Origin of the sequence: Moraxella sp., from assembly GCF_024227015.1 — a bacterium.
Lineage (GTDB): Bacteria > Pseudomonadota > Gammaproteobacteria > Pseudomonadales > Moraxellaceae > Moraxella.
Genome location: NZ_JAAELD010000243.1, coordinates 1 through 24,679 on the forward strand (window position 1 = coordinate 1; position 24,679 = coordinate 24,679).

Below are 24,679 nucleotides of genomic sequence, written 5' to 3' on the forward strand. Positions count from 1 at the left end.
TATCATAAGGCTAATAAATGTGCAAAGTTTGCAAGGCTTTGGCAATAATTTTCTTAATCTTAATAACGCCAACCTTCTGATAAGGAGAAGATGATGGCAACAGAAGCAACCAAACAAAATCTCGTGCTGGCGTCGTCCACGATCGCATTTACCGTATGCTTTATGATTTGGATGATGTTTGCGGTCTTGGGGATTCCCATCCAAGAAGCGCTTGGATTAAATGAAACTGAATTCGGTCTGCTGGCGGCAACACCTGTATTGACAGGCTCTCTCATCCGTCTGCCGTTGGGTATTATGACGGATAAATATGGCGGACGCATCGTGTTTTTTGTGCTGATGATGGCGACCGTTGTGCCGATTTTCTTGATGAGCTATGCCACGCAGTATTGGCAGTTTTTGATCTTGGGTCTGTTTGCAGGTCTGGCAGGCGGTTCGTTCTCAGTGGGTATCGCTTATGTCGCCAAGTGGTTCAAGCAAGAGCGTCAAGGCTTTGCCATGGGTGTGTTTGGGGCGGGTAATGCAGGCTCGGCATTGACCAAGATGATAGGTCCTGCGATCATTGCGTATGGCGGTTGGCAGTTCTTGCCAAAAGTCTATGCAGGCATCATGCTGATTACTGCCATTGGTTTTTGGTTCTTGTCATTTGACAAAAAAGAACACCACACCGCAAGCAATGTCAGTGTGGCAAGCCAATTGGCGGTGCTAAAAGACCCAAATGTATGGCGTTATAGTCAGTACTATTCTATCGTGTTCGGTGGCTATGTTGCTCTTGCCTTATGGATGACGAAGTACTATGTTAATGAGTATGGATTTACGCTACAAACAGCGGCATTCTTGGCAGCGTGTTTTAGTTTGCCTGGTGGTGTGCTGCGTGCGCTGGGCGGCTGGCTGTCGGATAAATACTCAGCTCATACCGTAACATGGTGGGTACTGTGGACGTCATTCTTGTGCTTATTTGTGCTGTCTTATCCTCAGACAAGCCTTATCGTACAAACCGTCGATGGCGAGCGCGCCTTTAACATCGGTCTAAATTCTACCATCTTTACCGTCTTGATTTTCTTACTAGGCATTGCCTTTGCCATCGGTAAAGCATCTGTGTTCAAATATCTATCGGATGAATACAAAGACAACATGGGCGCAGTCTCTGGCGTGGTCGGTCTGGCAGGCGGCTTGGGCGGCTTCATCCTGCCCATCATGTTCGGAGCAGCGGTGGACATCACAGGCGTGCGTTCATCGGCATTTATGATCATGTTTGGCGTGGTGTGGGTGAGCTTGATCTGGATCTACATCTCGGAAGTTAAGCCTAAGATGGAAGAGGGTCATCAAGCCATGCTAAAAATGAAAAACCAAAAATAAGCATGACTAATATCAACAGACAATCTTCATAGGTTGTCTGTTTTTTTATTGTCTAAATAAATCCATCTACCCCCAAAGTATCATAGTTGGCTGGCTTTATCAGTCATTAGGATAAGCGAAATTTTGCGCAAATCTGTCTACAATGTCAATCATCAAAAATCCTTAACTTTAATCAATTCAAGTGAGTGATCTGCAGATCGCATCATTCCCATAAGGGGGAAATATGACAAATAAAGAACTAAAAGGCGGGGGCGTGATTCACGACTGGCGACCCGAAGATGAACAGTTTTGGGAAAATGGTGGTAAGCAAACCGCCAGTCGCAACCTATGGATTTCTATTCCTGCTCTACTGCTTGGCTTTGCGGTGTGGGTGATTTGGTCGGTGGTGGTCGTGCGTATGCCTGACGCGGGCTTTAACTTTACCAAAGACCAACTGTTTTGGCTTACTGCCTTGCCTGCCTTATCAGGGGCGACTTTGCGGATTTTTTATTCGTTTATGGTGCCTGTGTTTGGCGGTCGGCGGTGGACGGCTCTGTCCACGGCAAGTCTGCTGATTCCCATGCTGTGGATGGGCTTTGCTCTGCAAAACCCCAATACGCCATTTAGTGTCTTTGTCATCATCGCTCTGCTTTGTGGATTGGGTGGGGGTAACTTTTCGTCTAGCATGTCCAACATCTCGTTTTTTTATCCCAAATCCAAGCAAGGCACGGCTTTGGGGCTAAATGCAGGGCTTGGCAATCTAGGCGTATCTACCGTGCAGTTTGTCGTGCCTGCGGTCATCGGCTTGTCAATCATCGGCACAGGTGTGACACTTGACAATGGCAAGAGTCTATATCTGCACAACGCCGCCTTTGTGTGGGTGCCGTTTATCGCTTTGATGGCGATACTTGCGTGGTTTTTTATGAATGACTTATCGTCCGCCAAAGCGTCTTTTAAAGACCAATCTGTCATTTTCAAACGCTATCACAACTGGGTCATGTGCATATTGTATCTTGGCACGTTTGGCTCGTTTATCGGCTTTTCGGCGGCGTTCCCCATGCTTATCAAGCAGTCTTTTGCTGACGTTGATCCGTTAAAAGTCGCTTTTCTTGGCCCATTGGTGGGGGCGATGTTCCGTCCTGTTGGGGGATGGCTCGCTGACAAGATGGGCGGAGCTAGGGTTACGTTTTTTAACTTCATTGTCATGGCGGTAGCGACTGTTGGTGTGATTGTCTTTTTGCCAAAAGATGGCACAGGCGGTAGTTTTGCAGGGTATTTTGCATGCTTTATGGTGCTGTTTATTACTACAGGTATCGGCAACGGCTCAACGTTTCGCATGATTCCTGTCATCTTTCGCACCCTACACGAACGCAAAAACTCACTCGACCTTGTCAATGTCGCTCGCAAAGAATCGGCGGCGGTGGTTGGCTTTACAGGGGCGTTCGCTGCTTATGGTGGGTTTTTTATTCCCAAGATGTTCGGCTGGTTTGGGGCGAATAGCACGCTTATCATGCTCATCGTTTTTTATGTGATTTGCCTTGTGATTACATGGTGGTATTACAGCCGTAAAGGGGCGGAATACCCGTGCTAATCCTACTATCAAGACGTCAAAAACAGCTCTCCATGGGCTGTTTTTTGTTGCATTAAAGATACAAAACAAATCTTAAAAAGATTTATAATATCGTCATTCATTCTATAAGGTATCTGGTATGACCGAGATTATTTTGGGCATTTGTTTGGGTATTGGGCTTGCGGCAAGTACGGGCTTTCGTGTGTTTGTGCCGTTGTTTGCCATGTCTTTGGCGGCTTATTTTGGAATCTTGCCGCTGGGGGAGAATTGGCTATGGCTTGGTAGCATGACCGCGCTGGTTATTCTAGGTGTGGCGAGCGTCGTGGAATCGCTAAGCTATCTTGTGCCTGTCGTGGATAACCTACTAGATACCATCGCTGTGCCACTGGCAGGCGTGGCGGGTACCATCGTCATGGCGTCTAGCTTGACCGACCTGAGTCCTGCTGTGACATGGGCGCTTGCCATCGTGGCAGGTGGTGGTGCAGCGACAGCCGTTAAGACCACATCAGCAGCGACACGCGCCGTATCAACTGCCACGACCGCAGGCACTGCCAATCCTGTCATCGGGCTGGCTGAGACGGGTACGGCGATTGGGCTGTCAGCATTGTCCATCTTCGCGCCTGTGGTGGCAGCGGCTGTTGCGGTGATTGGATTGATCATCTTCATCTGGGCGATGATGAAGCTAAAAAACCGCCTGTCGGACGATACCAAATAATAACCACGAAACTAAAAAAGCGCTCACATTTGAGCGCTTTTTATTATTTAAAATAACCAATCATCTAAACACATGCGGCACGAACAGGCTCGTGTCCTTGGTGATGGCGGTATAATCTTCGCGCACGCCGATGCCTGCAGCACTATGTCCGACGATCCAGCTGCCGATGAGCGTGTGCATGGTCTGACCTTTGGCATTGACGAAAGTCGGCAGAGCATGCGCCTGCTGATAGACGTGACCTTCTTTGCCGTAGATGCCATCGGTGGTCTCGATACCTGCTGAAGTATGCAGGCTGACGTTTGCACCTTCACGTGAGAAGAAAGGTTTTTTGACAAGATCTCCAGATAAGCGGCTCTCATCCAGATAGGCCGGCAGTAGATTCGGGTGATTCGGGAACAGCTCCCACAGCACGGCAAGTAAGGCTTTGTTGCTAAATAGTAGCTTATAAGCAGGCTCGATGAATTGCGTGCCACTGCTTAGGATGTGCTTGCCAAAGTCTTCTTCAACCAGCCACTCCCACGGGTATAGCTTGAACAGCTGACGAATTGGCGCATCGTGCAAATCGACGAATTTGCCATCTGATGTGCGGTGACCGATGTCATGAATGTCAATAAAGCGCGTATCAAGACCGGCTTGCACTGCCACATCCTGTAGGTAACGTGTGGTGATGTAATCTTCTTCATTACTTGCGACAGCGGTGAAATATAGGGGGCTGTCGCCTTTAAGCGCCTTGAACTCGACCATCAGCCTTTCATGGATGCTATTGAATTGATCGGCATCGCCAAGCTCGCCACTTTGGGCTTGTAGCCAGTACCACTGCGCGACACTGCCCTCAAAGAGAGAAGTTGGCGTATCGGCATTGTACTCGTACATCTTGGGCGTGTTCGTGCCATCATAGCACAAATCAAAACGTCCGTATAAAGTCGGCTCTTGCGACTTGAAGCTCGACTCAATCAAGGCAGCCGCGACATCATTTACACCAAGGCGAGCATAATCGCCTGTCTGCACGACGTGTCTTGTCGCGGCAAAATACATCTTATGCAGCTCTTCAGTAACGCGCTCAATCTCATCAATCTGAGCTTCACTAAAGACATAACAGGCATCTTCTTGCCAGTAGTTGCCATCGACACTGTGATAATCAAAGCCGATTCGCAGCATCTCATCTTGCCAATTCGGGCGTGGGGCGACGTCAATTCGCTTCACGAAGTCGCTCCCACGCTCGATGATTTGGCTGTGCTGCCAAAACCGCTGCGGTTGGTGGTTTGGTTTTGGTTTTGTGCTTGATTGCTTTGATAGTTTTGGGTGCTTTGGGCGGCGCTTTGACGCGCGCCAGCTGCTTGACCGCTCTGAGCGGATTGAGCTTGATTTGTAGCGGCTGGCTGCTGTGTCATGGTGGGGGTTTGCGCAGTTTGCGATGCATTTGCCACGCGGTTGTTGGCGGCCTTGGTGGCAAGGTAGCCCGCCGCCGCACCTGCTGCCGCACCTGCCAGTAGTGCACCACCTGCGCCCATACCGCCTTCAGCGCTCGCTTCACCTTCAGTGGCTGCTTGCTCGTCTAGTACGGCATTCGCATCGCCTTCAAGCTGAGCAGCGGCATTGTTGAGCTGCTCTGCTTCTGCCTTGGCTTGTGCGGCAGCCAGACGTTCTTGGGCAGCGATAAGTTCGCGCTCAGCATCCGCCAAGGATTGCTCGCTGGTCTTAGGTGCTTCACTTGGTGCAGGTGCACAGGCAGACAAACCTAGCGCGCCCACGCCTAGAAGTACCAGTGAGATATTTTTGGAGGATTTACGAGTTTTGTGGTTCATTGAAATATATTGCCTTAGTTGCCAGAATTTAAAAAGGGCGATCAAATCGCACCGATAATGATTATTATGCGGATAAATGAGTGATTTTACAAGGAATTTTTGGTATAAATGCTGTCTGTTCATTGCCAATATATTCCCCAAAACGCCAAGTCATGCTATAATCTAGCTGATTTATGCTTTTAATTTAACCCCTTGATGCGGTAATATCTCATGCCTGATACTCATTCCAAAAATGTCGCCAAAGTAGGTTTTTTTGGTCGTCTATGGCAAGGCTTTTTGACGACGGTCGGCACGGAGCGTTTTTTTAATATTTTCTCCCCATGGGTGAAATGGCTTGCGCTCATCGCTGCGGTACTGCTGGGTGTTGGCATGGTATGGGGTTTGGGATTCGCGCCACCTGACTATCTACAAGGCAACAGTTATCGCATTATTTTTATTCATGTGCCGGCGGCCAGCCTTGCCATGAGTATTTATTTTGCGCTCGCGGTACTTGGGGTGATTTTTTTGGTGTGGAAAATTAAGACTGCCAACATTGTCGCTCAGGCGATCGCGCCGATTGGTTTTGTGTTTTGTGTGCTTAGTCTTTTGACAGGTTCCATTTGGGCGAAGCCAACTTGGGGGGCGTACTGGGTGTGGGATGCGCGACTGACCTCGATGCTGATTTTAGCGTTTTTGTATGTTGGGGTGATGGCGCTATTTTCTGCCTTTGAACACAGTCAGAACCGCGGCAAGGCAGCAGCGATTCTATCGATCGTGGGTGCGGTAAATCTGCCCATCATCAAGTATTCGGTGGAATGGTGGAACACGCTACATCAAGGTGCGACTTTTACCGTGACGAATGCGCCAAAGATGTCAGCAAGCATGTGGGTGCCATTGCTTATCATGCTGCTTGGCATGTATTTCTTGGTGGCGGCACTTGCCATCTATCGCACCAATTCACTTATCTTAGCTCGTGATTATAATAAATCATGGGTGCAAAAACTCATTAACAAGCCAGCCAACCCAAACTAAACAACAGGGGAGCAAGCGATGAAACCATATTTTTCTAATGTCAGCGACTTTGTGCAGATGGGTGGTCATGGTGCGTTCGTATGGGCGTGCTACGGCATTACCTTCGTGGCGATCGCTGTGCTGATTTGGCATGCGATCTCTGAACGTAAGTCAACGATCGTTCGGCTACAGCGCCAAGCCAATACCACCAAAAAAACCGATCGCCTAACCAATAAACAGCGCAAAGAATTAGGCACTGGCGCATCACGCTAACCACCTTTTAAATACACTTATAAAGACAAAGAAATCATGAATAACGTTCGACAAAAAAAGCTCATGTGGGTCATCGCCATACTTGTTGGCGCGGTGATTGCCGTTGGTCTGATTCTGTACGCCATTCGCCAGCAGACGGATTATTATTTTGACCCGACAGCTATTGCAGCAGGTAAAGCCCCTGAAGAAAAGCGCATCCGCGCGGGCGGTATGGTCGTTGCAGGTAGCGTTAAGCGCGATCCTAGCGACCAGCTTAACGTTCAATTTGAAATCACGGATTATAAAGAAGTCGTACCTGTGACTTATCGTGGCGTACTACCTGATCTGTTCGCTGAGAATTCAGGCATCGTGGCGACCGGTGAGCTAAAAGATGGCGTGTTCGTCGCATCCGAAGTGCTTGCCAAGCATGATGAGAATTACATGCCGCCAGAAGTTGCCAAATCACTCAAACAAGAACATGCCGAGCGTAGCACAGATGTGAGTAGCGGACAGTTCACGCCTGCTGTACCGATGTCGGAGATTGATGAACGCAACGCTGAAAAATAACGCACTTAAAAATTGCAATGCTATTAGTTGTGAATATTTAACTATTCAAATAAAAAATCCCTTTGATGATCAAAGGGATTTTTGTTGATATGGTTAAAGCTTGGAGAATTACCAGCCTTTAACCACGCCGTCTTTAAATTGCTTCTTAGCTTCAGCTTCTACTTCGTCAGTTTGGTAGGCTTTTACGAAGTTTTGGACAGCTTCTGAATCCTTGTTATCGCTACGTGCTACAATGATGTTCACATACGGAGAGTCTTTGGCTTCAACGAATACGCCATCTTCAGCAGTCAGACCTACTTGACCTGCGTAGTTGTTGTTCACAACTGCAAGATCCACATCGTCCAGCGCACGCGCTGCCACAGAGGTATCAACTTCTTTGATGACAAGGTTTTTTGGGTTTTCAACGATGTCAAGAGACGTTGAGAATAGGTTGTTGATGTCTTTTAGCTTGATTAGGCCTTGTTTTTCAAGCAAAATCAACGCACGCGCTAGGTTTGATGGGTCATTTGGCACAGCGATGGTAGCGCCGTCTTTTAGCTCGTCCAAAGATTTGATTTTCTTAGAGTAGCCTGCCAATGGGTACACGAAAGTATTGCCCACGATGACCAGATTGTCTAGCTTCTTCTCAGAGCTGTCTTTGTCAAGGTAAGGCTTGTGCTGCATGGCGTTCGCGTCTAAGTCGCCATTTGATACCGCGGTGTTCGGTAGGGCGTAGTCGTTGAATTCAACGTATTCAACGGTCAGACCATATTTTTCTTTGGCGACTTTGGCGGCAACTTCTGCCACCGCGTGCTCAGGGCCGCTCATAACGCCAACTTTGATGGTTTGTGCGACTTGGTCAGTGTCAGCAGGCGCTGCTGCTTGTTCTGCTTTTTTGTCGCCGCCACAGCCTGCAAGTGCGATACTAGAGGCTAGAACACATAGGCCGAAAAATTTATTTAATTTCATGATGATACTCTTTAATTCACGATGGATCGGTTAAACCGAGGTTGAATGGAATAAGGTTGCATATACAACTATGTGCATATTAAACCATAAATTCGCTTAATAATTCAATATGCACCTATAGCTTAATTTAGAAATTTATTATTCCATTTTGGAAAATAGTCAGCATTTATCGATGATCGACTTTCTCGGCCAATACATCGCCCGCTTTTTGGCAAATCATCACGATCGCCACGATGATGATGGTGGCGATCCATTTGACATAAATCATGCCACGATGCTCGCCGTAGCTGATGGCAAGATTACCAAGTCCGCCGCCGCCGACCACGCCTGCCATCGCTGAGTAGCCGATGAGCGAGACGAGCGTGAGCGTGATGGCATTGATGATCATCGGCAGACTCTCAGGCAGGTAGTATTTGCTGACGACTTGCCAATGTGTCGCCCCCATGGATTTGGCAGCTTCGGTAAGTCCCGTGGGGATCTCAGTGAGCGCATTGGCGGTTAATCGTGCAAAGAACGGTATCGCCGCCACGCTCAATGGAACGATCGCCGCAGTCGTACCAAGTGTCGTACCCACGAGTAGGCGCGTCACAGGCAGCAGGATGATCAGAAGTATGATAAATGGCACAGAGCGACCGATGTTAATGATGACATCCAGAATGCGAAATAAAGTCGTGTTCTGTAGAATGCGACCCTTGCCCGTCAAAAACGCCAAAAATCCCAACGGCAAGCCCACGACCACAGCAATCAACGTCGCCGCCAGCCCCATATAGATGGTCTCATAGGTCGATCTGGCGACCATCTCCCACATCTTAGGATGTAGTTCGGTCATAAAATCCGTATAAATCTTATCCCACATAGCCCAATACCTCCAGATTCACGCCGTGCGCTGCTAAAAATTCATTCGCCTGCATGATGGCGGTGGGACTGCCCATCACCTCGCAGATGGTAAAGCCAAACTTGACACCGCCCACATAATCCATCTGTGACGTAAGAATGCTAAATTCCACACCGTATGACTTGCTGGCTTGTGAGAATAATGGCAAATCCACCGAGTTGCCACTGAACTCATACTTGACCACAGGGTAAGATTCTTCGTGGGTAGGTGAATTGGTGAGCGTTGCCATGAATTCGTCCGGCAGACCGATATGGAAAGTAGAATTGATGAATGCTTTGGCAAGCTCGGTCTTAGGATTGGCAAAAATCTCACTGACTTGGCCTTGCTCGACCAACACCCCGCCATCAATGACAGCGACCTTATCACAGATGCGCTTGACCACGTCCATCTCATGTGTGATCAGCAATATGGTTATGCCAAGCGTTCTGTTGATTTGTTTTAGCAGTGCTAAGATGGCCTGTGTGGTGGCAGGGTCTAGCGCGCTGGTCGCTTCGTCGCATAGTAGAACCTTGGGGTCTGATGCCAATGCGCGCGCGATCGCCACGCGCTGTTTTTGACCGCCTGACAGATTGGCGGGATAGACATCGTGCTTATCCGACAGTCCCACAAGCGTGGTTAATTCATTTACCTTCCTATCTATGTCGGTCTTGGGTGTGCCTGACAGCTCAAGCGGCAGGGCGATGTTATCGAACACCGTGCGCGAATGTAGCAGATTAAAATGCTGAAAAATCATGCCAATATTACGACGCGCCTTGATAAGTTCACGCTCGGATAAAGCTGTCAAATCCTGCCCATCCAGCAGTACCGTACCTGTGGTGGGGCGCTCTAGCAGGTTTACGCAGCGGATCAGCGTGCTTTTACCTGCGCCAGATGAACCAATAATTCCAAAAATCTCCCCTTGGTTGATGGTGAGATCCGTGGGCTGTACGGCGGTGAATTCGATGTTCTTGCCGTCTTTTTGGGTGTGAAATACTTTACTGACTTGGGTCAGCTGTATCATGGGTGTTGTCATGTGAATGCGATGGTTAAAATAATAAAAAATGTGTTAAACGTTGTATTTTAACACATTTTACAAGGGGAATTTATGAAATCATCAATCCAAGCTAGTTGGTGTAATTTTGTACGAAGTTATCTATCTGATTGCTTAGAATTTGCCAAAGTTTGCTTTGCGCGTGTAGGCTGCCCCAAGCGTTGTGTGGTGTAAAAAACACCCGAGGATGGTCTTTTAGTGCTAATAAGGGATCGTCAGCGGCGAATGGTTCAGCCTCAAAGACGTCAGAACCATAGCCTGACAGGCTACCATTGGCGATGGCATGGGCGACAGCATGACTGTCCACCACCGCACCGCGAGCGACATTAATGATGACGGGATTTTTTGTCATTTTGGCGATGGTGTCTGCATTGATGAGATGGGCGGTCTCTTCGGTTAGCGGACAATGCAGGCTGATCACATCAGAGGTGGCCAAAACTTCATCAAACTCAGTATAACTGTCATCTCTCGGTGCTCTGCCTTGGCGTTCGGCCAGCAGTACCTTCATGCCAAAGGCACGCGCGATGCGAGTGACGTTTTGCCCGATGTTGCCTGCGCCGATGATGCCCAAGGTCTTGCCATGTAAATCAAAAATCGGCTCACTCAACAGACAAAACCGCCCATCTGCCTGCCATGTGCCGTCAGTCGCCCGCGTGTGATAAAAGGCAGCGGCGCGCATGATATTGAGCATGAGCATGAAAGTATGCTCAGGCACGCTCACGGTTGAGTAACCCGCCACATTCATGAGTGTGATGCCGCGCTCCTTGCACGCGTTGGCATCGATGTTATTGATGCCTGTGGCAGTGACGTGGATGAGCTTGAGATTCGGTAGGCGTTCGATGACATCGCGGCTGATGATGACTTTATTGGTGATGATGATGTCAGCATCAAGGCAGCGTGCGACGATGGCATCGGCATCATTGGGCGTGCTGTCATAGCGTTCATAGTGGCTTACGCTGTCAGGCAGGGATAAGTCGGTTTGACTTGAAAAGGTGTTGGCGTCCAAGAATACGGCTCTCATTGTGTTCCTATGCTGATGAATATTTGCCTTAATATAGCACAATTACCACGTCGATGAAGTGCAAATGCTTAGCTGAATGTAAAAATTATCTTCTTAATATTGGTCGATGTCGCCAAATAATGCTTGGTAGGATAGGTCGCCTTGAAAAGCGCTAAAATAGCCATCATCAAAAAGAAAGTGCGAAAATTAAGTTTTTTTAGTAGAATAATAGGCTTTTATTAAAAGTATTAAATCCATCTTTGGATAAATTAAGAGTGTTTTATGAGTCAATTTGCCATTGGTCAGCGTTATTTGTCCGATTCTGAAAGTAATCTTGGGCTTGGGGTTGTCATTGACATGGATGATCGCTGTGTCTCGGTGCTGTTCCCGCAGTCGGAGGAGACGCGTGTGTATGCCAAAGCATCTGCCATGCTATCTCGTGTGGTGTTCTGCGTCGGTGATACAGTAAGCGACCAAGATGGTAATCAGTATATCGTGGCGCGCTGCGAAGAGGTGTCGGGCGTGATGCGCTATCATCTGACGTGTGGTAAATCACTCATGGAGACACGTCTGGCGGCGAATATTACGCTTGCCAAGCCATTGGAGCGTCTATTGGCAGGACGTATCGAGAATAATGAACGTTATGATTTGCGCCAAGACGCTCTAAAGCTACAAGCCATGCTGTCACGCCATCCTTTGCGCGGTCTGATCGGACCGAGGGTGGACATCATTCGCCATCAGCTGTACATCGCTCATGAGGTAGGCAAGCGCCTTGCGCCGCGTGTTCTGTTGGCGGATGAAGTGGGGCTAGGCAAGACCATCGAGGCAGGGCTGATTATCCATCAGCAGATCATCACTGGTAAGGCGAATCGCGTGCTGATCTTGGTGCCTGACAGCCTGCAGTATCAGTGGATGATCGAATTAAGACGTCGATTTAATTTGGATTTTTCGATTTTTGATTTGGTGCGTACGGCATCCATCAAAGAGCACAACCCTGACCAAAATGTCTTTACAACTGAGCAATACATCATCGCAGGCATTGATTTGCTGCTTGATCATCATGACTTGTACGAGCAGGCATTCGCGGCAGGATTTGACCTGCTCGTGGTAGATGAGGCGCATCATCTACAGTGGGATGAAGAGCAGGGTGGTAATGATAAATACGAACTGGTGGCGGATTTTGCGGCGCATACCCAAGGCGTGCTATTGCTGACGGCAACGCCAGAACAGCTTGGCGTGGAGAGTCATTTTGCACGTCTAAGACTGCTTGACCCACATCGCTTTGATGATTTGGATGATTTTATCGCAGCTCAAGAGGCCTTTGGTGATGTGGCGATGGTGGCGACGTTGCTCATCGAGGGTAAGGCATTATCCGATAAGCAAATCAATGCCGTAGCAGGATTGCTTGGCTTTGGCGTGGATCAGATCGTAGATATTAATGATAATGATAAACTTCGCACGCACGTTATTAATGAGCTGTTGGATCGACATGGTACGGGTCGTGTGCTGTTTCGTAATACGCGTGACAGTGTGGATGGATTCTATGGGCGTACCAGCATCCCTTATCCGCTGCCGCTGCCGAGCGCATGGCAGGGTACGCATTATACGCACGGCAAGCTGCGCGAACAGCTCTGGGGTGAGGAAAATTATCCTGATGGTTCTTGGCTTGAGACCGACCCTAGGGTGAATTGGCTCATCAACCTATTAAAAGAGCCCTTAAAGCACAAAAAAGTACTGCTCATCGCTAGAAGTGGTGCGACCATTGAGAGTCTTGAGGCGGTACTAAGGTTGCATGCTGGGATTCGCACGGCCATCTTTACCGAGCAGATGAGTCTGCTTGAGCGAGATCAGGCTGCGGCGTATTTTGCCGATATTAACGGCGCACAGATTCTACTGTGTTCTGAGATCGGCTCAGAGGGGCGTAATTTCCAGTTTGCTCAAGATTTGGTGCTATTCGATTTGCCTGCCAACCCCGATACGTTGGAGCAGCGCATCGGTCGTCTTGATCGCATTGGGCAGATTGCTAAGATTCAGCTGCACGTGCCTTTTGTGGTGGGAACCGCCCAAGAGCGTCTGTATAATTGGTACGATGGCGCGCTAAATATCTTTAATCAAATCAGCCCAACCGCGCAGAATGTTCAAGAGCATTTCATCGCTGACCTAAAACCGCTACTAGAAGGTGAGAACAGTGAAGAGAATCGTGAAGCCTTAGCGAATCTTATCGCCCAAGGGTCGCTGCTGCGCGCCGAACTAGAAGAAGAGCTGCAGGCGGGGCGAGATAGGCTGCTTGAGTATAACTCATGCCGTCCGAATGTCGCCGGTCGTATCGCTCAAGCCATGAGCGAGCTTGATGACGGTAAGATTTTGCCAATGTTTCTTGATCGCTACTTTGAGGCGGTGAGCATTGATTATGATGTTCAGCGTGACGATTCTTGGGTGGTGCACCCGATTGATGTACAGGAGGTTGACATCGAAGGCATTGAGTCCTTGCCTTTTGATGAAGATGGCATGACATTGACCTTCGATCGCGCTCAGGCGCTGGCTCGTGAGGACATGGATTACATGACTTATGAGCACCCGCTCATCACCAGCATTCTTGAGATGGTGACGTCTGGTACTTTTGGCAATACCCAAGTTGCCATGTTAAAGTCATCCGCCATGCCTCAGGGCATGATTCTGGTAGAGAGTCATTTTCGCGTGGAGGCGATTGCGCCTAAGCATCTGAATCTGGCTGCTTATCTGCCGCAGCAGGTATTAAGAGTGTTCCTAACCGAGCGAGGCGATGATCTGACTAAGGTCGCCACCAGTGATAAGATCATGCCGCTCATTGAGCGACTTGATAAGGCTCGAGCCAGACAAGTGGTCAAGGCGCGTGCAGCACTCATCGAAGCGCAAGCCAATAAAGCCAAAGACATCGCGCAGGCTCAGCTGTCTGACATCAGCGCGCAGGCGATGACGCAGTTTAGTGATTATCTTAATAAAGAAATCAGCCGCCTAAAACGTCTACAAGCCATCAATCCAAACGTACGCGATGATGAGATCTTAGCCCTGCAGAAGATGCTTGACCAAGGTATTTTGGCATTAGGCAACTTATCACTCGTCCCTGACAGCATTCGCGTGCTGGTCTGTGTTAAGCCAAATTAATTTATATTTAAGGAAAAATCATGCCGCACATCACTGTAGAGCTTAGCCAAGGCGTCAAGATTGATGAGACCGAACTGCTGTCTAAATTAAATCACGCCTTATTCGCCACAGGTCAATTCAAAGAAAGTCGAGACATTAAGGGGCGTATTCATCGCAGTGATGCCAGTTTGATCGGACTTGGTGCAGAAGATGGTGGGCATTTTGTGATTGCGCATCTTGCCATCATGCAAGGGCGCACTGACGAGATTAAGTCGGATTTGGTCTCGGTTGTGATGAGTGTGCTGCAGCAAGTAGTCAGCCCTAAGCTAACCGGCGTTCAATATGCCGTGAACCTGACTGAGCTGTCTCACTTCTATCAAAAGGCGCTGGTCTGATCGATGTTCAAGAGCCGATATTTGTTGGTTCTTGTTTTTATATACGATGTCAAAGATAAGTGCGGTTAAATTTAAAATGGCGCATCACTTTTAATCTGTGTTATAAAGACATCACGCACTCTATGTCATTATCCAAAATGATTAAAAACCAAAAAGGATTTCCATGTCATTTGCCAAGATTTTTACTCGCTCTGTGGTTGGCTTGCACGCGCCATCGGTATTGGTGGAGGTGCATTTATCACAAGGCATGCCGTCTTTGACCATCGTTGGCTTGCCCGAGGCGGCAGTGCGAGAGAGTAAAGATCGCGTCCGCTCAGCGCTCATTAACAGTGATTATGACTTTCCCAGTCGCCGTCTGACCATTAACCTTGCGCCAGCCGATCTGCCAAAAGACGGTTCGCGGTTGGATTTGCCGATAGCGATGGGTATCTTGGCAGCGAGCGGTCAAGTAGACGAAAGTGCGCTTGATGGGTTTGAATTCGTCGGCGAACTGGCGTTAAATGGCGATCTGCGTTCCGTCTCAGGCGCGTTGTCAGTTGCTCGCGCTGTCAAGGTAACAGGGCGAACGCTTATCTTACCCAAAGAGAATGCAGCAGAAGCGGCGCGTGTGGCAGGGGTGAAAGTCATCGGTGCGGACAGCTTGACTGCGGTATGTCGCCATTTAGATGTGGTAAGCGGTGTTAGCAACAATCAAGCGGATTTAATTGCGCTTAGCGAATCAGTATCCACGACAGCGCGGACAAGCTATAAGCTTGATTTGTCCGATGTAAAAGGGCAATATCACGCAAGGCGCGCGCTTGAGATCGCTGCGGCGGGCGGGCATTCGATGCTATTTAAGGGATCTCCGGGTTCAGGCAAGACGTTGATGGCAAGCCGTCTGCCGAGCATCTTGCCGCCATTGACCGACGATGAGGCCTTAGAGGTGGCAAGTATCTATTCGGTGGCGGGTGCAGCTTATGAATTTGGTGTGCGTCCGTATAGACAATGTCATCACACTATGAGTGCGGTAGCCTTGTCTGGAGGGGGTTCACGCCCAAAACCTGGTGAGATTAGCCTTGCCCATAAAGGCGTCCTCTTCTTAGATGAATTACCCGAGTTCGACCGTAAGACATTGGAGGTCATGCGTCAGCCGATCGAGTCAAAGGAAATCGTCATCAGCCGTGCTAATGCACAAGTGACCTATCCAGCAGAGTTTCAGCTCATTGCTGCGATGAACCCCTGTCCATGTGGATATCATGGCGACCCATCCAATCGTTGCCGCTGTAAGCCTGACCAAGTACGCCGTTATCAAGATAAGATATCAGGACCATTGCTTGATCGCATTGACTTACATATCCATGTCCCTGCCATGCCGCTAGAAGATCTACAGAATGCACCACAGGGTGAAGCATCGGATGTCGTGCGTGAGCGTGTGATCGGCGCGCGTAATTTTGCCCTAAATCGTCAAGGCAAAGCCAACAATGAGCTAAGCCCAAGCGAGATCGACACACATATCCCGCTAGGCGTGACAGAGAAGCAGCTTCTTGCCACCGCTCAGTCACGCCTCAACCTATCGGCACGTAGCTATCATCGAGTGCTAAGGGTGGCGCGTACCATCGCTGATCTGTCAGGTGCAGAGCAGGTAGGAACAGCGCACCTGGCAGAAGCGCTAAGCTATCGTTAATAGCAAGTCCATCAACGATAGCGCTAAGAACCTCAATCTTTGACGATAAATGCGACCAAATCGCTAAAATCATCAAACACTGCATCAGGGTTGTGATTGGCGATTGGTTCGCCATAGTTGTAGCCATAGCTTAGGGCGAGGGTGGTCATGCTGGCATTCTTGCCCGCTAGGATGTCGTTCTTTGAGTCGCCAACCATGATCGCCTGTGATGGACTAACACCCAATTGCTCGCAGATGTGCAGTAGTGGTGCAGGATCTGGTTTTTTTACTGGCAGGCTGTCACCACCGACGACGCAGTTGAATTTATCTACCCAGCCCATCTTTTGTAGTATTTTAGGTAGGAATTGACTTGGCTTGTTCGTACAGATGGCAATCACAAACCCGCGATTGATTAATCTATCCAGCCCTTCCTTAACCCCATCATAGGCGACCGTTCCATCATGACAATCGGTATACTCTCTTAAGAATACTTCATGCGCATCATTTAATTTATCATTATCTAGCCCTGCCCAGTCGATCGCGCGCTCCACGAGTTTTAAAGAGCCATTACCAATCCAAGTACGCACATGATCAACCCCTGCAGGCGGCCTACCGAAGTGCGCCAAAGTCTTATCAATCGCTGCCGCCAGATCTGGCACGCTATCGATGAGCGTACCATCCAAATCAAAAATAATCAGCGATTTGGCTAATGCGTCTGAATTTTGCATGAATTTTCCTTATTTTCATTTAAATTGAGCAAAAATTTTCTAAAAAGGATTGTAACACAGCCCCGAGATTTTAGGATAATTTCTCAAAAACTGTAACAATTTATGAATCTATGCCAAAATATTGCCTTAGATTGATGTTGAGATAAAATATTTTTGGCTATTTTGGTTGTAAATTTAAAAAATCATCGAAAAAAATCAGAAGTTTTTAAAGATTTTTAGAGAATTTTCAAAAATTCTCTCTGAATTGATGGTAAAAAATGTTGCCAAATTCGCTTTTTTGGATAAATAATGGCGCAGTTGTTGATAATGCTAACGAAAAATTGCAAAAACGAGCCGAATGTTTTTAGGGTTGGGCAGATTTTTGCAAAACTTTACATTTCACTCTACAAACACGCACAGTTATTAAGAAATATTTTGTTACTATGACTTCAACGCAAAGAGCAAAGCAAATAAAAACTCTTTGGGTCATTAAACAAACAACAAAGCAAGCGGTGCTTAACCGCATTTTAGGAGAAGTATATGAAAATTCTAAACAAAGCAATCCTAGCTCTAGGCGCATCATCAGTACTAGCAATGAGCGCAAACGCTGCCATCACTTACGGTTCAGCAGCAGCTGGTCAGCCATACGTAGGTGTTAAAGTTGGTCAAATCGACGCTGACAAAGCAAAAAATGCAACCGCCTATGGCGTGTACGCAGGTTATAATTTTGACCAAAACTTCGGTGCTGAAGTAGAGTACATGGGTTCTGAAGACAAGAACTACACAGCTAACGGTGTAGATCGTGAGTTCGATGCCAAGACTTACGGCGCATACGGTACTTATCGTTATAACTTCAACAACACCCCAGTTTATGTAAAAGGTAAACTAGGTATTGCAAAAACTGAAGTAGAAGATCGCCGTGTTAGTGGTAACTCTACCATCGAATCAGACAAAACCAGCCTAGCAGGCGGTGCAGCTGTGGGTTTCAACGCAACACCAAACGTAGGTTTTGAAGCTGGTTATAACTACCTAAACAGCGACGCTACCATGTGGGGCGTGGGTGCACACCTAAAATTCTAATCTAGCTTAAAGTTAAAGTTAGTAGAATAACACATAAGAACAACCGTCCATTTGGGCGGTTGTTTTTTTGTTTAAAATAAATCACGACAAATAAAAAACACCCAACCGAAGTTGAGTGTTCTTAAATATGGTGGCGTGGGGCAGGATCGAACTGCCGACACACGGATTTTCAATCCGTTGCTCTACCGACTGAGCTACCGCGCCAAAGTTTTGATTAGCTTTATTGGCTAAGTGGTGCGTATTATATATGATTTATAGAACTTTGCAAGCACTTTTTGCACAAATTTCCAAAATTTTTAAAAATTTTTCCATTTTGGGGTAAAAGTACTGATTTTGCGGTTTTTTTTGGGTATGATAGGGTGTTTTGAATGGCATGAGACATTAAGATGGGTCAGTTGAGCGTGAATTTTAATAAATTAGAAGCAAGCAGTTTGGCGAGTGCGCGTGATTTTGTTGTAGAGTGTTTGGCGGCAGATTTTGAGCTCATCTTTGAGCAGGCGCGATTGCCAAACCCATTAGGGGAGGCGTCTGTTTATGCCTTATCAAACGGTGGTAAGCGAGTGCGTCCGCTGCTTGTATTGGCGACTTTTTTGACAGTATCTGGCCAGGGGTTGGATTTGACAGATGCGGCGGATTTTAATATGGTGCGCCGCACCATGCTTGCTATTGAGATGATTCACAGCTATTCTTTGGTTCATGATGATCTGCCGTGCATGGATGATGATGAGCTGCGCCGTGGCAAACCGACCTGTCACGTGGTCTATGGTGAGGCGACCGCGATGCTGGTGGGGGATGTGCTACAGTCGCTTGCCTTTGATGTGCTGGGCGGGGATTATTGGGGTGATGTGGATGATGTCAAATTCGCCAATCTCACTAAAATTTTAGCGACCAACGCCAGACGCATGGTAGCAGGGCAGCAGGCGGATTTGAATGGTGAGCAAAAACAGCTTAACCAACACGAGCTAGAAGCCATCCACAAGGACAAAACAGGGGCATTGATAGAAGCTAGTGTGCTGATGGGAGCGGTGTGTGGCGATGCGTGTGATGAACGTATGGCGAGCCTTGGCGAGTATGCGCGGCTGATCGGTGTTGCCTATCAGGTGCAGGACGATGTGCTGGATGTCGTGGCGGACACCCAAACGCTTGGCAAAATGGCAGGCAGTGATGAAAAACTGGATAAATCCACCTACGTCAAACTGCTTGGCGTGGACAATGCCCGTGCCTATGCCGATGAGTTATTTGACAAGGCAAGGGAGCAGGTGGCAGATTTGGGTGATGATAATCTGCTTTTGCAAATGGTGGATTGGCTACAAAAACGGGATTATTAGGGCGTGTTGAATATTGATAACATTCTTATAAAATATGACAAAATTTGACAATTTCAACTAATTTTTGCATGAAAAATGGCCATCCGACCACTTAATTTAAAAATTAAGTAAAATTCTTGAAATTTACCCACTTAAGTGGTCGGATTGTTTTTCTTCGTCAAAAACTTGTCTGATAGAATAACTATCAGCCTGCGTTTTTTCCTTGAAAAACGGGCGATTTTTCTCATTTTTCATAGCAAATACCAATATTCAACACGCCCTAAACAGGGTTTTGATGTTTGGAAAAATGTCAAATTTTAGTTTTAAAATTAATAACTTATTTAAACCTACCCCACCAATTTCCTCATCGCCTTTGGCACGCCTAGCCCATCATGACCTTTTTGCCAAATAAAATCGGCATGAATGGTAGTTAGGGCGTGGTTGGTGTTGTCATAAAGCGTTTTATCAATATTTATTGTAGTTAATGACAAATGCCAATGAAAATGCGTGAGCGTGTGTTTGATGGTTTTGGGGTTGATAAGGGTGATATTTGGCAAATTATCCAAAACTTGACCTTCGGCAAGGCTTGGGCTTTGGGCGTGGGCAAAATGCTCGTGCATGGTTTTGGCGTGATGTAAATCATGCGGTATATCGCCTTGTTTGTCATTTATCATCAGCATGGGCAAGGCGTACAGTCCGTCCCAAATACCCGTGCCTGTATCGCTTTGGCGTTTTATCCATAAGAGCTTATCATCATACGATACGGCAAAGACAAGCGAATGACGGTGGGGCTTGTCTGCTTTTTTGGCTTTGACAGGATAAGCGGTGGGATTGCCATCCTTAAAGGCGGTGCAGTCGTCTGATAGCGGGCAAGACGTGCAGGCAGGACGAGTACGAGTGCAGACAGTCGCCCCCAAATCCATCATCGCTTGGGCGAACTTACCGCTATCGTGGGTGGGCGTGAGTGTGTCGGCAAGCTCCCACAGCACCTTGTCGGTGGCGGATTTGGTGATGTCGCCGTCTATGCCTGCCCAGCGTGTCAGCACCCGTTTGACGTTGCCATCACATATCACGCCACGCCCACGCACGCCCATCGCCACAATCGCCCCTGCGGTGGAACGTCCCACGCCACGCACGTTTTGCCACTCGTCTATAGTCTGTGGGAAATGCCCATGCGTGGCGATATAATCCGCCACTTGCTTTGCCCCTTGATGTAGATTTCTTGCCCGAGCATAGTAGCCAAGTCCTGCCCATAGGTTTGCCACATCGTCCCAGTCGGCAGCTGCCAAATCTTGTACAGTGGGGAATGTATCCATAAACCGCCCAAAATAACCCAATACGGTGGCGACTTGTGTTTGTTGAAGCATGATTTCAGACAGCCAAACGGCATAAATGTCAGATGTGTCGGCATGATGATATTGCCAAGGCAAGTCATGGCGACCGTGTGTGGCAAACCAAGTAAGTAGGCGTGGAGCAAAAGTGGCGTTATTCATGAGCTGATCTTAATATCAAAAAAACCTTTATGGGGATGGTACGCCAATTTTCATCAGATGAACGGAAAATTTGTGAAATTTCAATCAGATAAGCCCCATGTTTGGGTGTGAATTTTGGTATAATGTCAGTCATGAGACATGTATTTTTTGTGATTGTATTTTTGTTGCTGTCAAATCATGCGCTGGCGAATGTGGCGAGCGTGCAGGCGAGTGGGTTTGTGCAGGGCTTTAATGATGTTTTTGGCGAGTGTCGTGGGCATTTTTTTGATGGTCAGGCACCCATGCTGACTGGCACACGTGGTCAGAATTTGAACAGAGATTTGGATGCTCTGTGCTTTGAAGGATTTGCCGTGCTGCACTCTGGGGTATCACGCACGCCGCTTTGGTCGGCAGAGCGCTTGACCCGAGAGCGTATTCAAAATGCCAGAACCTTGGCGCGAACTGACAGCTTTCGCAGTGAGAGCCGTTTGCCGCATGGCAGACGTGCCGAACTTGCTGATTACAATCGCTCCGGGTTCGATCGTGGACATCTATCACCCAATGGTGACATGGCAAATGCCAATACGCAGTACGAAAGTTTTAGCTTGGCTAACATTGCGCCGCAGAACGGCACGCATAACCGCAATGTATGGCGACACATCGAGACCACCACTCGCAACCTTACCACCAAATATGGCGATGTGTATGTGGTGACGGGCGTGGTTTTTGCTACCAATAAGGTTGAGCGTATCGGTGGGCGTGTGTTGGTGCCAAGTCATTTTTTTAAGGCGGTATATTTACCAAGTTTGAATCAGGCTGCGGTGTATTATTCTCCCAATGCCGAAAGCCCAAGCTATGAAGTCATCAGCCTAAGTGAGCTGACACGGCGCACTGGTATGAATGTATTCCCTGCTTTGCCGATCCCTGTGCAGGATTATGCCTATGATCTGCCACGCCCGAACGAAAAAGGTGAGATCGCACCAACTGGCATTGACATGAATAAGATTGATCTGACGACTGGCAGTGGCTGGCTGCTGCTTGGGCTTGAGATTTTTAAATATTTTATTAGTAGCATCAACCAAGCTTAGGAGGATTGATGGATATTTTTAATAATGATCATGAGGTGCTAAGCGTGGGGGGCTTAACCATCGAAAACCACGTTGGGCAAATCATCATTTATGGCGATCTAAACATCGCTCCCAATGAGGCAGGGCGCAAGCAGGCTCAGATGCTCGCAGATTTTTTTGGTAAGCTTTTTCAGGCGACCAAGGATTTTGATCGTGATGACAGCTCAAATCCTGATCTGACTGCTCAATCCATCGAGAATGTAGATAATCCTTTCATGAGCTGATGGCATAACAGTTATAAAAAACCAACAAAAACGCCAATCGCCTACAGATTTAGTGTTTGCTTTTGATTTTTGGCTTGGTTATAATGGATTTACACTTGTGCTTTACGGTGTTTTAAAGGAGAATTCTTATGAGACTAATGACTAAATTCATCGCAGCGACCGCAGGTCTAACCCTAGCGAGCATGGCTTTTGCCGCTGACCCTATCGTTGGTAATTGGCAAATGAGTGAGAACGGCCAACCAAAAGCCGTCGTAAAAATCACCGAATCAGGTGGTAAGTTCTCAGGCGTGGTCATTTCAGGTCAAACTGAAAAAGCCAAACAATACGTTGGCAAAACTGTCATCCTAAACGCCGAAAACCTTGGCGGTGGCAAATATAAAGGAAAAGCCAAAGACCCACGTTGGGGTATGATTCCTGCTGTTAATGCAGACATCACCCTAAATGGCAATAAGCTAACCCTAAAAACGCTAAAAGGCTCACAAGTCCTAACGCGCAAATAACAGCACTTAGCCTATAAAAACGCACTTAAATTAAGTGCGTTTTTATTATTTATAGTGCATTCTCGTCAAGTTCGCCTGTGCGAATGCGTACGACATTCTCAAGCGGCGTTATGAAGATTTTGCCATCGCCAATTTTACCGGTGTTGGCAGCCTTAATGATGGCTTCGATGATCGAATCAACCATGTCGTCAGTGCAGGCGATTTCAATTTTAATCTTTGGTAAAAAATCAACCACGTATTCTGCGCCGCGATACATTTCCGTATGACCTTTTTGGCGACCAAAGCCTTTTACTTCAGTGATGGTGATGCCATTGACACCAATCTCAGAGAGGGTCTCGCGGACGTCGTCTAACTTAAAGGGCTTGATGATTGCCGAAATTAATTTCATGATAAATCCTTGGCGGTCAATGCTATGTGAATAAATGATGGGTGAATTATAACGCCAAATTTCATAAAAATCCAATGTTCATCGCGCCAATTTCTGCTACAATAAGGGATAATTTGGACTATCAAATAGAGACATTGTGATGCAGCAAGCGAATTCTTTAGATGTGATTATCGGGCTTGGCGGTTCAGGTTTGTCCGCGGTGAATTTTTTGTGTGCCGAGGGGCGACGTGTGGCAGTGACGGATGAGCAGCCTGCGCCAAGCCTTGCTCCAAAGCTGCCCGAAGACGTCCAGACCGCATTCGGTGGCATTGATGAGGCGTTATTGTTATCTGCAAGTCGCATCGTCATCAGTCCTGGGGTTGATCCTCGTCATCCTGCCATCCAATCGGCAAAATCTGCAGACATTCCTGTGCTAAGTGATATTCAGCTGTTCTGCGATGAATTACATGCGCGCGATGAACGTACGGGCAAGCATACGCCGATCGTCGCCATCACAGGCTCGAACGCCAAATCAACAGTAACCACGCTAGTCGGTGAGATGGCCAAACAGGCTGGTAAAGTCGTCGGTGTAGGCGGCAATATCGGCACACCGGCACTTGACTTACTTAGCATTGATGGCATGAATCTGGTGGTGCTTGAGCTGTCTAGTTTCCAACTAGAGCACGTCAGTCATCTGGGCGCATCCGTGGCAACCATCTTGAACATCTCGCCAGATCATCTGGATCGTCACGGCGACATGACGGGCTATTTGGCTCAGAAATTGCGAATTTTTGATGATGCTCGTGCGGCAGTTATCTGTCTGGATGATGAACAATTGCAGGCGTCTTGCCAGCAAGTATTAACTGATCGCGGTGCATCGGAGGCAGCCGTGATTACGACGAGCGGTGTTATTGATTGTGACTGCCATGCTGACTTTTGCTTGGTGAAGTCAGAGAGGCAGATTTATCTGTGCTATCAAGGCGAACATCTGCTGTCTGCTGATGAGCTGTTCATTAAGGGTAAGCATAACCTGCTAAATGCGCTGTCAGCGCTGGCATTAGGTCAAGCAGTGGGTCTTGATATGCCAAGCATGATGACAGCATTGAAGACATTTAAAGGACTGCCTCATCGCTGTGAATATGTCGATGAGGTGGCAGGTCATGCTTATTTTAATGATTCAAAAGGCACCAACATTGGCTCAACGCTAGCCGCCATTGATGGCTTGGGTGCGGTCTATGGGGAGCGTTCATTAGCGATTATCTTAGGTGGTCTGGGCAAGGGTCAGGACTTTAGTGAGCTTGGCGCAGATATTGATAAATACGCGCATTCGGTCTATCTGATCGGGGCGGATGCGGGCGTGATTGAAAAGGATCTGTTAGCCACGCCAGGTCTATCTAAGCGCATCCAGCAAGTTGGTACGTTACAGGCAGCAGTGGATCTAGCAAGCCAAAGCTCAGCCAAGGCAGTGCTATTATCACCGGCTTGTGCAAGCTTTGACCAATTCAAAAGCTATGGCGATCGTGGCGATAAGTTCGTCTCGATGGTTAAGGCTTTGGCATAACCAGCATTGTTAGTATGGCCATCCTTTGGGGTGGTTTTTTATTGTCATAAAATTACTTAAATATTGA

At 47.7% G+C, this 24,679-nt stretch carries 24 protein-coding genes and 1 tRNA gene; 15 read left to right on the forward strand and 10 right to left on the reverse strand.

Annotated features, from left to right (window positions below; translation table 11 throughout):
- Window positions 1-93 precede the first annotated feature (93 nt).
- The 3 genes from GY683_RS05670 to GY683_RS05680 all read left to right on the forward strand — a co-directional run bounded on the left by GY683_RS05670 (window position 94) and on the right by GY683_RS05680 (window position 3,620).
- Window positions 94-1,356 (forward strand): nitrate/nitrite transporter, encoded by a 1,263-nt coding sequence (locus GY683_RS05670; RefSeq protein WP_297287818.1) that lies wholly within the window; start codon window positions 94-96, stop codon window positions 1,354-1,356.
- Between the two features lie 223 nt (window positions 1,357-1,579).
- Window positions 1,580-2,926, forward strand: a complete 1,347-nt coding sequence (locus tag GY683_RS05675; protein ID WP_297287819.1) for a NarK family nitrate/nitrite MFS transporter — start codon at window positions 1,580-1,582, stop codon at window positions 2,924-2,926.
- 118 nt (window positions 2,927-3,044) lie between these two features.
- Window positions 3,045-3,620 (forward strand): DUF4126 domain-containing protein, encoded by a 576-nt coding sequence (locus GY683_RS05680; protein WP_297287820.1) that lies wholly within the window; start codon window positions 3,045-3,047, stop codon window positions 3,618-3,620.
- 60 nt (window positions 3,621-3,680) lie between these two features.
- Here GY683_RS05680 and GY683_RS05685 read toward each other — a convergent pair whose 3' ends face one another.
- Together GY683_RS05685 and GY683_RS05690 are read right to left on the reverse strand one after the other, a co-directional pair.
- Entirely contained in the window at window positions 3,681-4,823 is a 1,143-nt protein-coding gene (locus GY683_RS05685) for a glutathionylspermidine synthase family protein (protein WP_297287821.1), read from the reverse strand.
- Window positions 4,820-5,425 carry a hypothetical protein gene (locus tag GY683_RS05690; RefSeq protein WP_297287822.1) on the reverse strand — a complete coding sequence of 202 codons (606 nt, stop codon included), beginning with the start codon at window positions 5,423-5,425 and terminating at the stop codon, window positions 4,820-4,822. Before GY683_RS05690 ends, GY683_RS05685 begins: the two co-directional genes overlap by 4 nt.
- Window positions 5,426-5,635: 210 nt before the next feature.
- On the opposite strand from GY683_RS05690, the gene GY683_RS05695 reads away from it, so the two are divergent.
- The 3 genes from GY683_RS05695 to ccmE are packed head-to-tail and all read left to right on the forward strand — an operon-like array spanning window position 5,636 to window position 7,234.
- Window positions 5,636-6,436: a heme ABC transporter permease gene (locus tag GY683_RS05695; RefSeq protein WP_297287823.1), complete on the forward strand. Its 801-nt coding sequence runs from the start codon at window positions 5,636-5,638 to the stop codon at window positions 6,434-6,436.
- Between the two features lie 18 nt (window positions 6,437-6,454).
- Window positions 6,455-6,688, forward strand: a complete 234-nt coding sequence (gene ccmD / locus GY683_RS05700) for a heme exporter protein CcmD (protein ID WP_297287824.1) — start codon at window positions 6,455-6,457, stop codon at window positions 6,686-6,688.
- A 36-nt stretch (window positions 6,689-6,724) separates the two neighbouring features.
- On the forward strand, window positions 6,725-7,234 hold the full coding sequence (gene ccmE, locus GY683_RS05705; protein WP_297287825.1) for a cytochrome c maturation protein CcmE: 510 nt from the start codon (window positions 6,725-6,727) through the stop codon (window positions 7,232-7,234).
- A 108-nt stretch (window positions 7,235-7,342) separates the two neighbouring features.
- Here ccmE and GY683_RS05710 read toward each other — a convergent pair whose 3' ends face one another.
- The 4 genes from GY683_RS05710 to GY683_RS05725 all read right to left on the reverse strand — a co-directional run bounded on the left by GY683_RS05710 (window position 7,343) and on the right by GY683_RS05725 (window position 11,128).
- Window positions 7,343-8,182, reverse strand: coding sequence for a MetQ/NlpA family lipoprotein (locus GY683_RS05710; RefSeq protein WP_297287826.1), 840 nt, complete (start codon window positions 8,180-8,182; stop codon window positions 7,343-7,345).
- 166 nt (window positions 8,183-8,348) lie between these two features.
- Complete coding sequence (locus tag GY683_RS05715) at window positions 8,349-9,038, reverse strand: methionine ABC transporter permease (RefSeq protein WP_297287827.1); 690 nt, start codon at window positions 9,036-9,038, stop codon at window positions 8,349-8,351.
- Window positions 9,028-10,089 carry a methionine ABC transporter ATP-binding protein MetN gene (gene metN / locus GY683_RS05720; protein ID WP_297287828.1) on the reverse strand — a complete coding sequence of 354 codons (1,062 nt, stop codon included), beginning with the start codon at window positions 10,087-10,089 and terminating at the stop codon, window positions 9,028-9,030. Before metN ends, GY683_RS05715 begins: the two co-directional genes overlap by 11 nt.
- 91 nt (window positions 10,090-10,180) lie before the next feature.
- Window positions 10,181-11,128: a D-2-hydroxyacid dehydrogenase gene (locus tag GY683_RS05725; protein WP_297287829.1), complete on the reverse strand. Its 948-nt coding sequence runs from the start codon at window positions 11,126-11,128 to the stop codon at window positions 10,181-10,183.
- Between the two features lie 261 nt (window positions 11,129-11,389).
- Here GY683_RS05725 and rapA point away from each other — a divergent pair, with 261 nt between their 5' ends.
- The 3 genes from rapA (at window position 11,390) to GY683_RS05740 (ending at window position 16,288) form a co-directional block, all read left to right on the forward strand.
- Window positions 11,390-14,251: an RNA polymerase-associated protein RapA gene (gene rapA / locus GY683_RS05730; protein ID WP_297287830.1), complete on the forward strand. Its 2,862-nt coding sequence runs from the start codon at window positions 11,390-11,392 to the stop codon at window positions 14,249-14,251.
- A gap of 20 nt (window positions 14,252-14,271) precedes the next feature.
- Window positions 14,272-14,625 (forward strand): hypothetical protein, encoded by a 354-nt coding sequence (locus tag GY683_RS05735; RefSeq protein WP_297287831.1) that lies wholly within the window; start codon window positions 14,272-14,274, stop codon window positions 14,623-14,625.
- Window positions 14,626-14,788: 163 nt separating this feature from the next.
- Complete coding sequence (locus tag GY683_RS05740; RefSeq protein ID WP_297287832.1) at window positions 14,789-16,288, forward strand: YifB family Mg chelatase-like AAA ATPase; 1,500 nt, start codon at window positions 14,789-14,791, stop codon at window positions 16,286-16,288.
- Window positions 16,289-16,320: 32 nt separating this feature from the next.
- Here the strand turns inward: GY683_RS05740 and GY683_RS05745 are convergent, their stop codons facing one another.
- A complete protein-coding gene (locus tag GY683_RS05745) occupies window positions 16,321-16,995 on the reverse strand; it encodes a phosphoglycolate phosphatase (protein WP_297287833.1) in 675 nt (224 codons plus the stop codon).
- A gap of 519 nt (window positions 16,996-17,514) precedes the next feature.
- On the opposite strand from GY683_RS05745, the gene GY683_RS05750 reads away from it, so the two are divergent.
- Complete coding sequence (locus GY683_RS05750) at window positions 17,515-18,054, forward strand: porin family protein (protein WP_297287834.1); 540 nt, start codon at window positions 17,515-17,517, stop codon at window positions 18,052-18,054.
- Window positions 18,055-18,182: 128 nt separating this feature from the next.
- Here GY683_RS05750 and GY683_RS05755 read toward each other — a convergent pair.
- Window positions 18,183-18,258: transfer RNA gene (locus tag GY683_RS05755), tRNA-Phe, on the reverse strand.
- Between the two features lie 182 nt (window positions 18,259-18,440).
- Here GY683_RS05755 and GY683_RS05760 point away from each other — a divergent pair.
- On the forward strand, window positions 18,441-19,382 hold the full coding sequence (locus tag GY683_RS05760; RefSeq protein ID WP_297287835.1) for a polyprenyl synthetase family protein: 942 nt from the start codon (window positions 18,441-18,443) through the stop codon (window positions 19,380-19,382).
- A 326-nt stretch (window positions 19,383-19,708) separates the two neighbouring features.
- Here the strand turns inward: GY683_RS05760 and mutY are convergent, their stop codons facing one another.
- Window positions 19,709-20,854 (reverse strand): A/G-specific adenine glycosylase, encoded by a 1,146-nt coding sequence (gene mutY / locus GY683_RS05765; protein ID WP_297287836.1) that lies wholly within the window; start codon window positions 20,852-20,854, stop codon window positions 19,709-19,711.
- A 131-nt stretch (window positions 20,855-20,985) separates the two neighbouring features.
- Between mutY and GY683_RS05770 the strand changes: the two genes are divergently transcribed.
- The 3 genes from GY683_RS05770 to GY683_RS05780 all read left to right on the forward strand — a co-directional run bounded on the left by GY683_RS05770 (window position 20,986) and on the right by GY683_RS05780 (window position 22,684).
- Window positions 20,986-21,921 carry a DNA/RNA non-specific endonuclease gene (locus tag GY683_RS05770; RefSeq protein WP_297287837.1) on the forward strand — a complete coding sequence of 312 codons (936 nt, stop codon included), beginning with the start codon at window positions 20,986-20,988 and terminating at the stop codon, window positions 21,919-21,921.
- Window positions 21,922-21,929: 8 nt separating this feature from the next.
- The gene (locus tag GY683_RS05775) at window positions 21,930-22,184 is read left to right on the forward strand and encodes a hypothetical protein (RefSeq protein ID WP_297287838.1); all 255 of its coding nucleotides are present in this window, start codon (window positions 21,930-21,932) and stop codon (window positions 22,182-22,184) included.
- A gap of 128 nt (window positions 22,185-22,312) precedes the next feature.
- Entirely contained in the window at window positions 22,313-22,684 is a 372-nt protein-coding gene (locus GY683_RS05780) for a DUF2147 domain-containing protein (RefSeq protein WP_297287839.1), read from the forward strand.
- Window positions 22,685-22,733: 49 nt separating this feature from the next.
- Here the strand turns inward: GY683_RS05780 and GY683_RS05785 are convergent, their stop codons facing one another.
- On the reverse strand, window positions 22,734-23,072 hold the full coding sequence (locus GY683_RS05785) for a P-II family nitrogen regulator (protein ID WP_297287840.1): 339 nt from the start codon (window positions 23,070-23,072) through the stop codon (window positions 22,734-22,736).
- Between the two features lie 139 nt (window positions 23,073-23,211).
- On the opposite strand from GY683_RS05785, the gene murD reads away from it, so the two are divergent.
- Window positions 23,212-24,612: a UDP-N-acetylmuramoyl-L-alanine--D-glutamate ligase gene (murD, locus tag GY683_RS05790; RefSeq protein WP_297287841.1), complete on the forward strand. Its 1,401-nt coding sequence runs from the start codon at window positions 23,212-23,214 to the stop codon at window positions 24,610-24,612.
- Window positions 24,613-24,679: the final 67 nt, after the last annotated feature.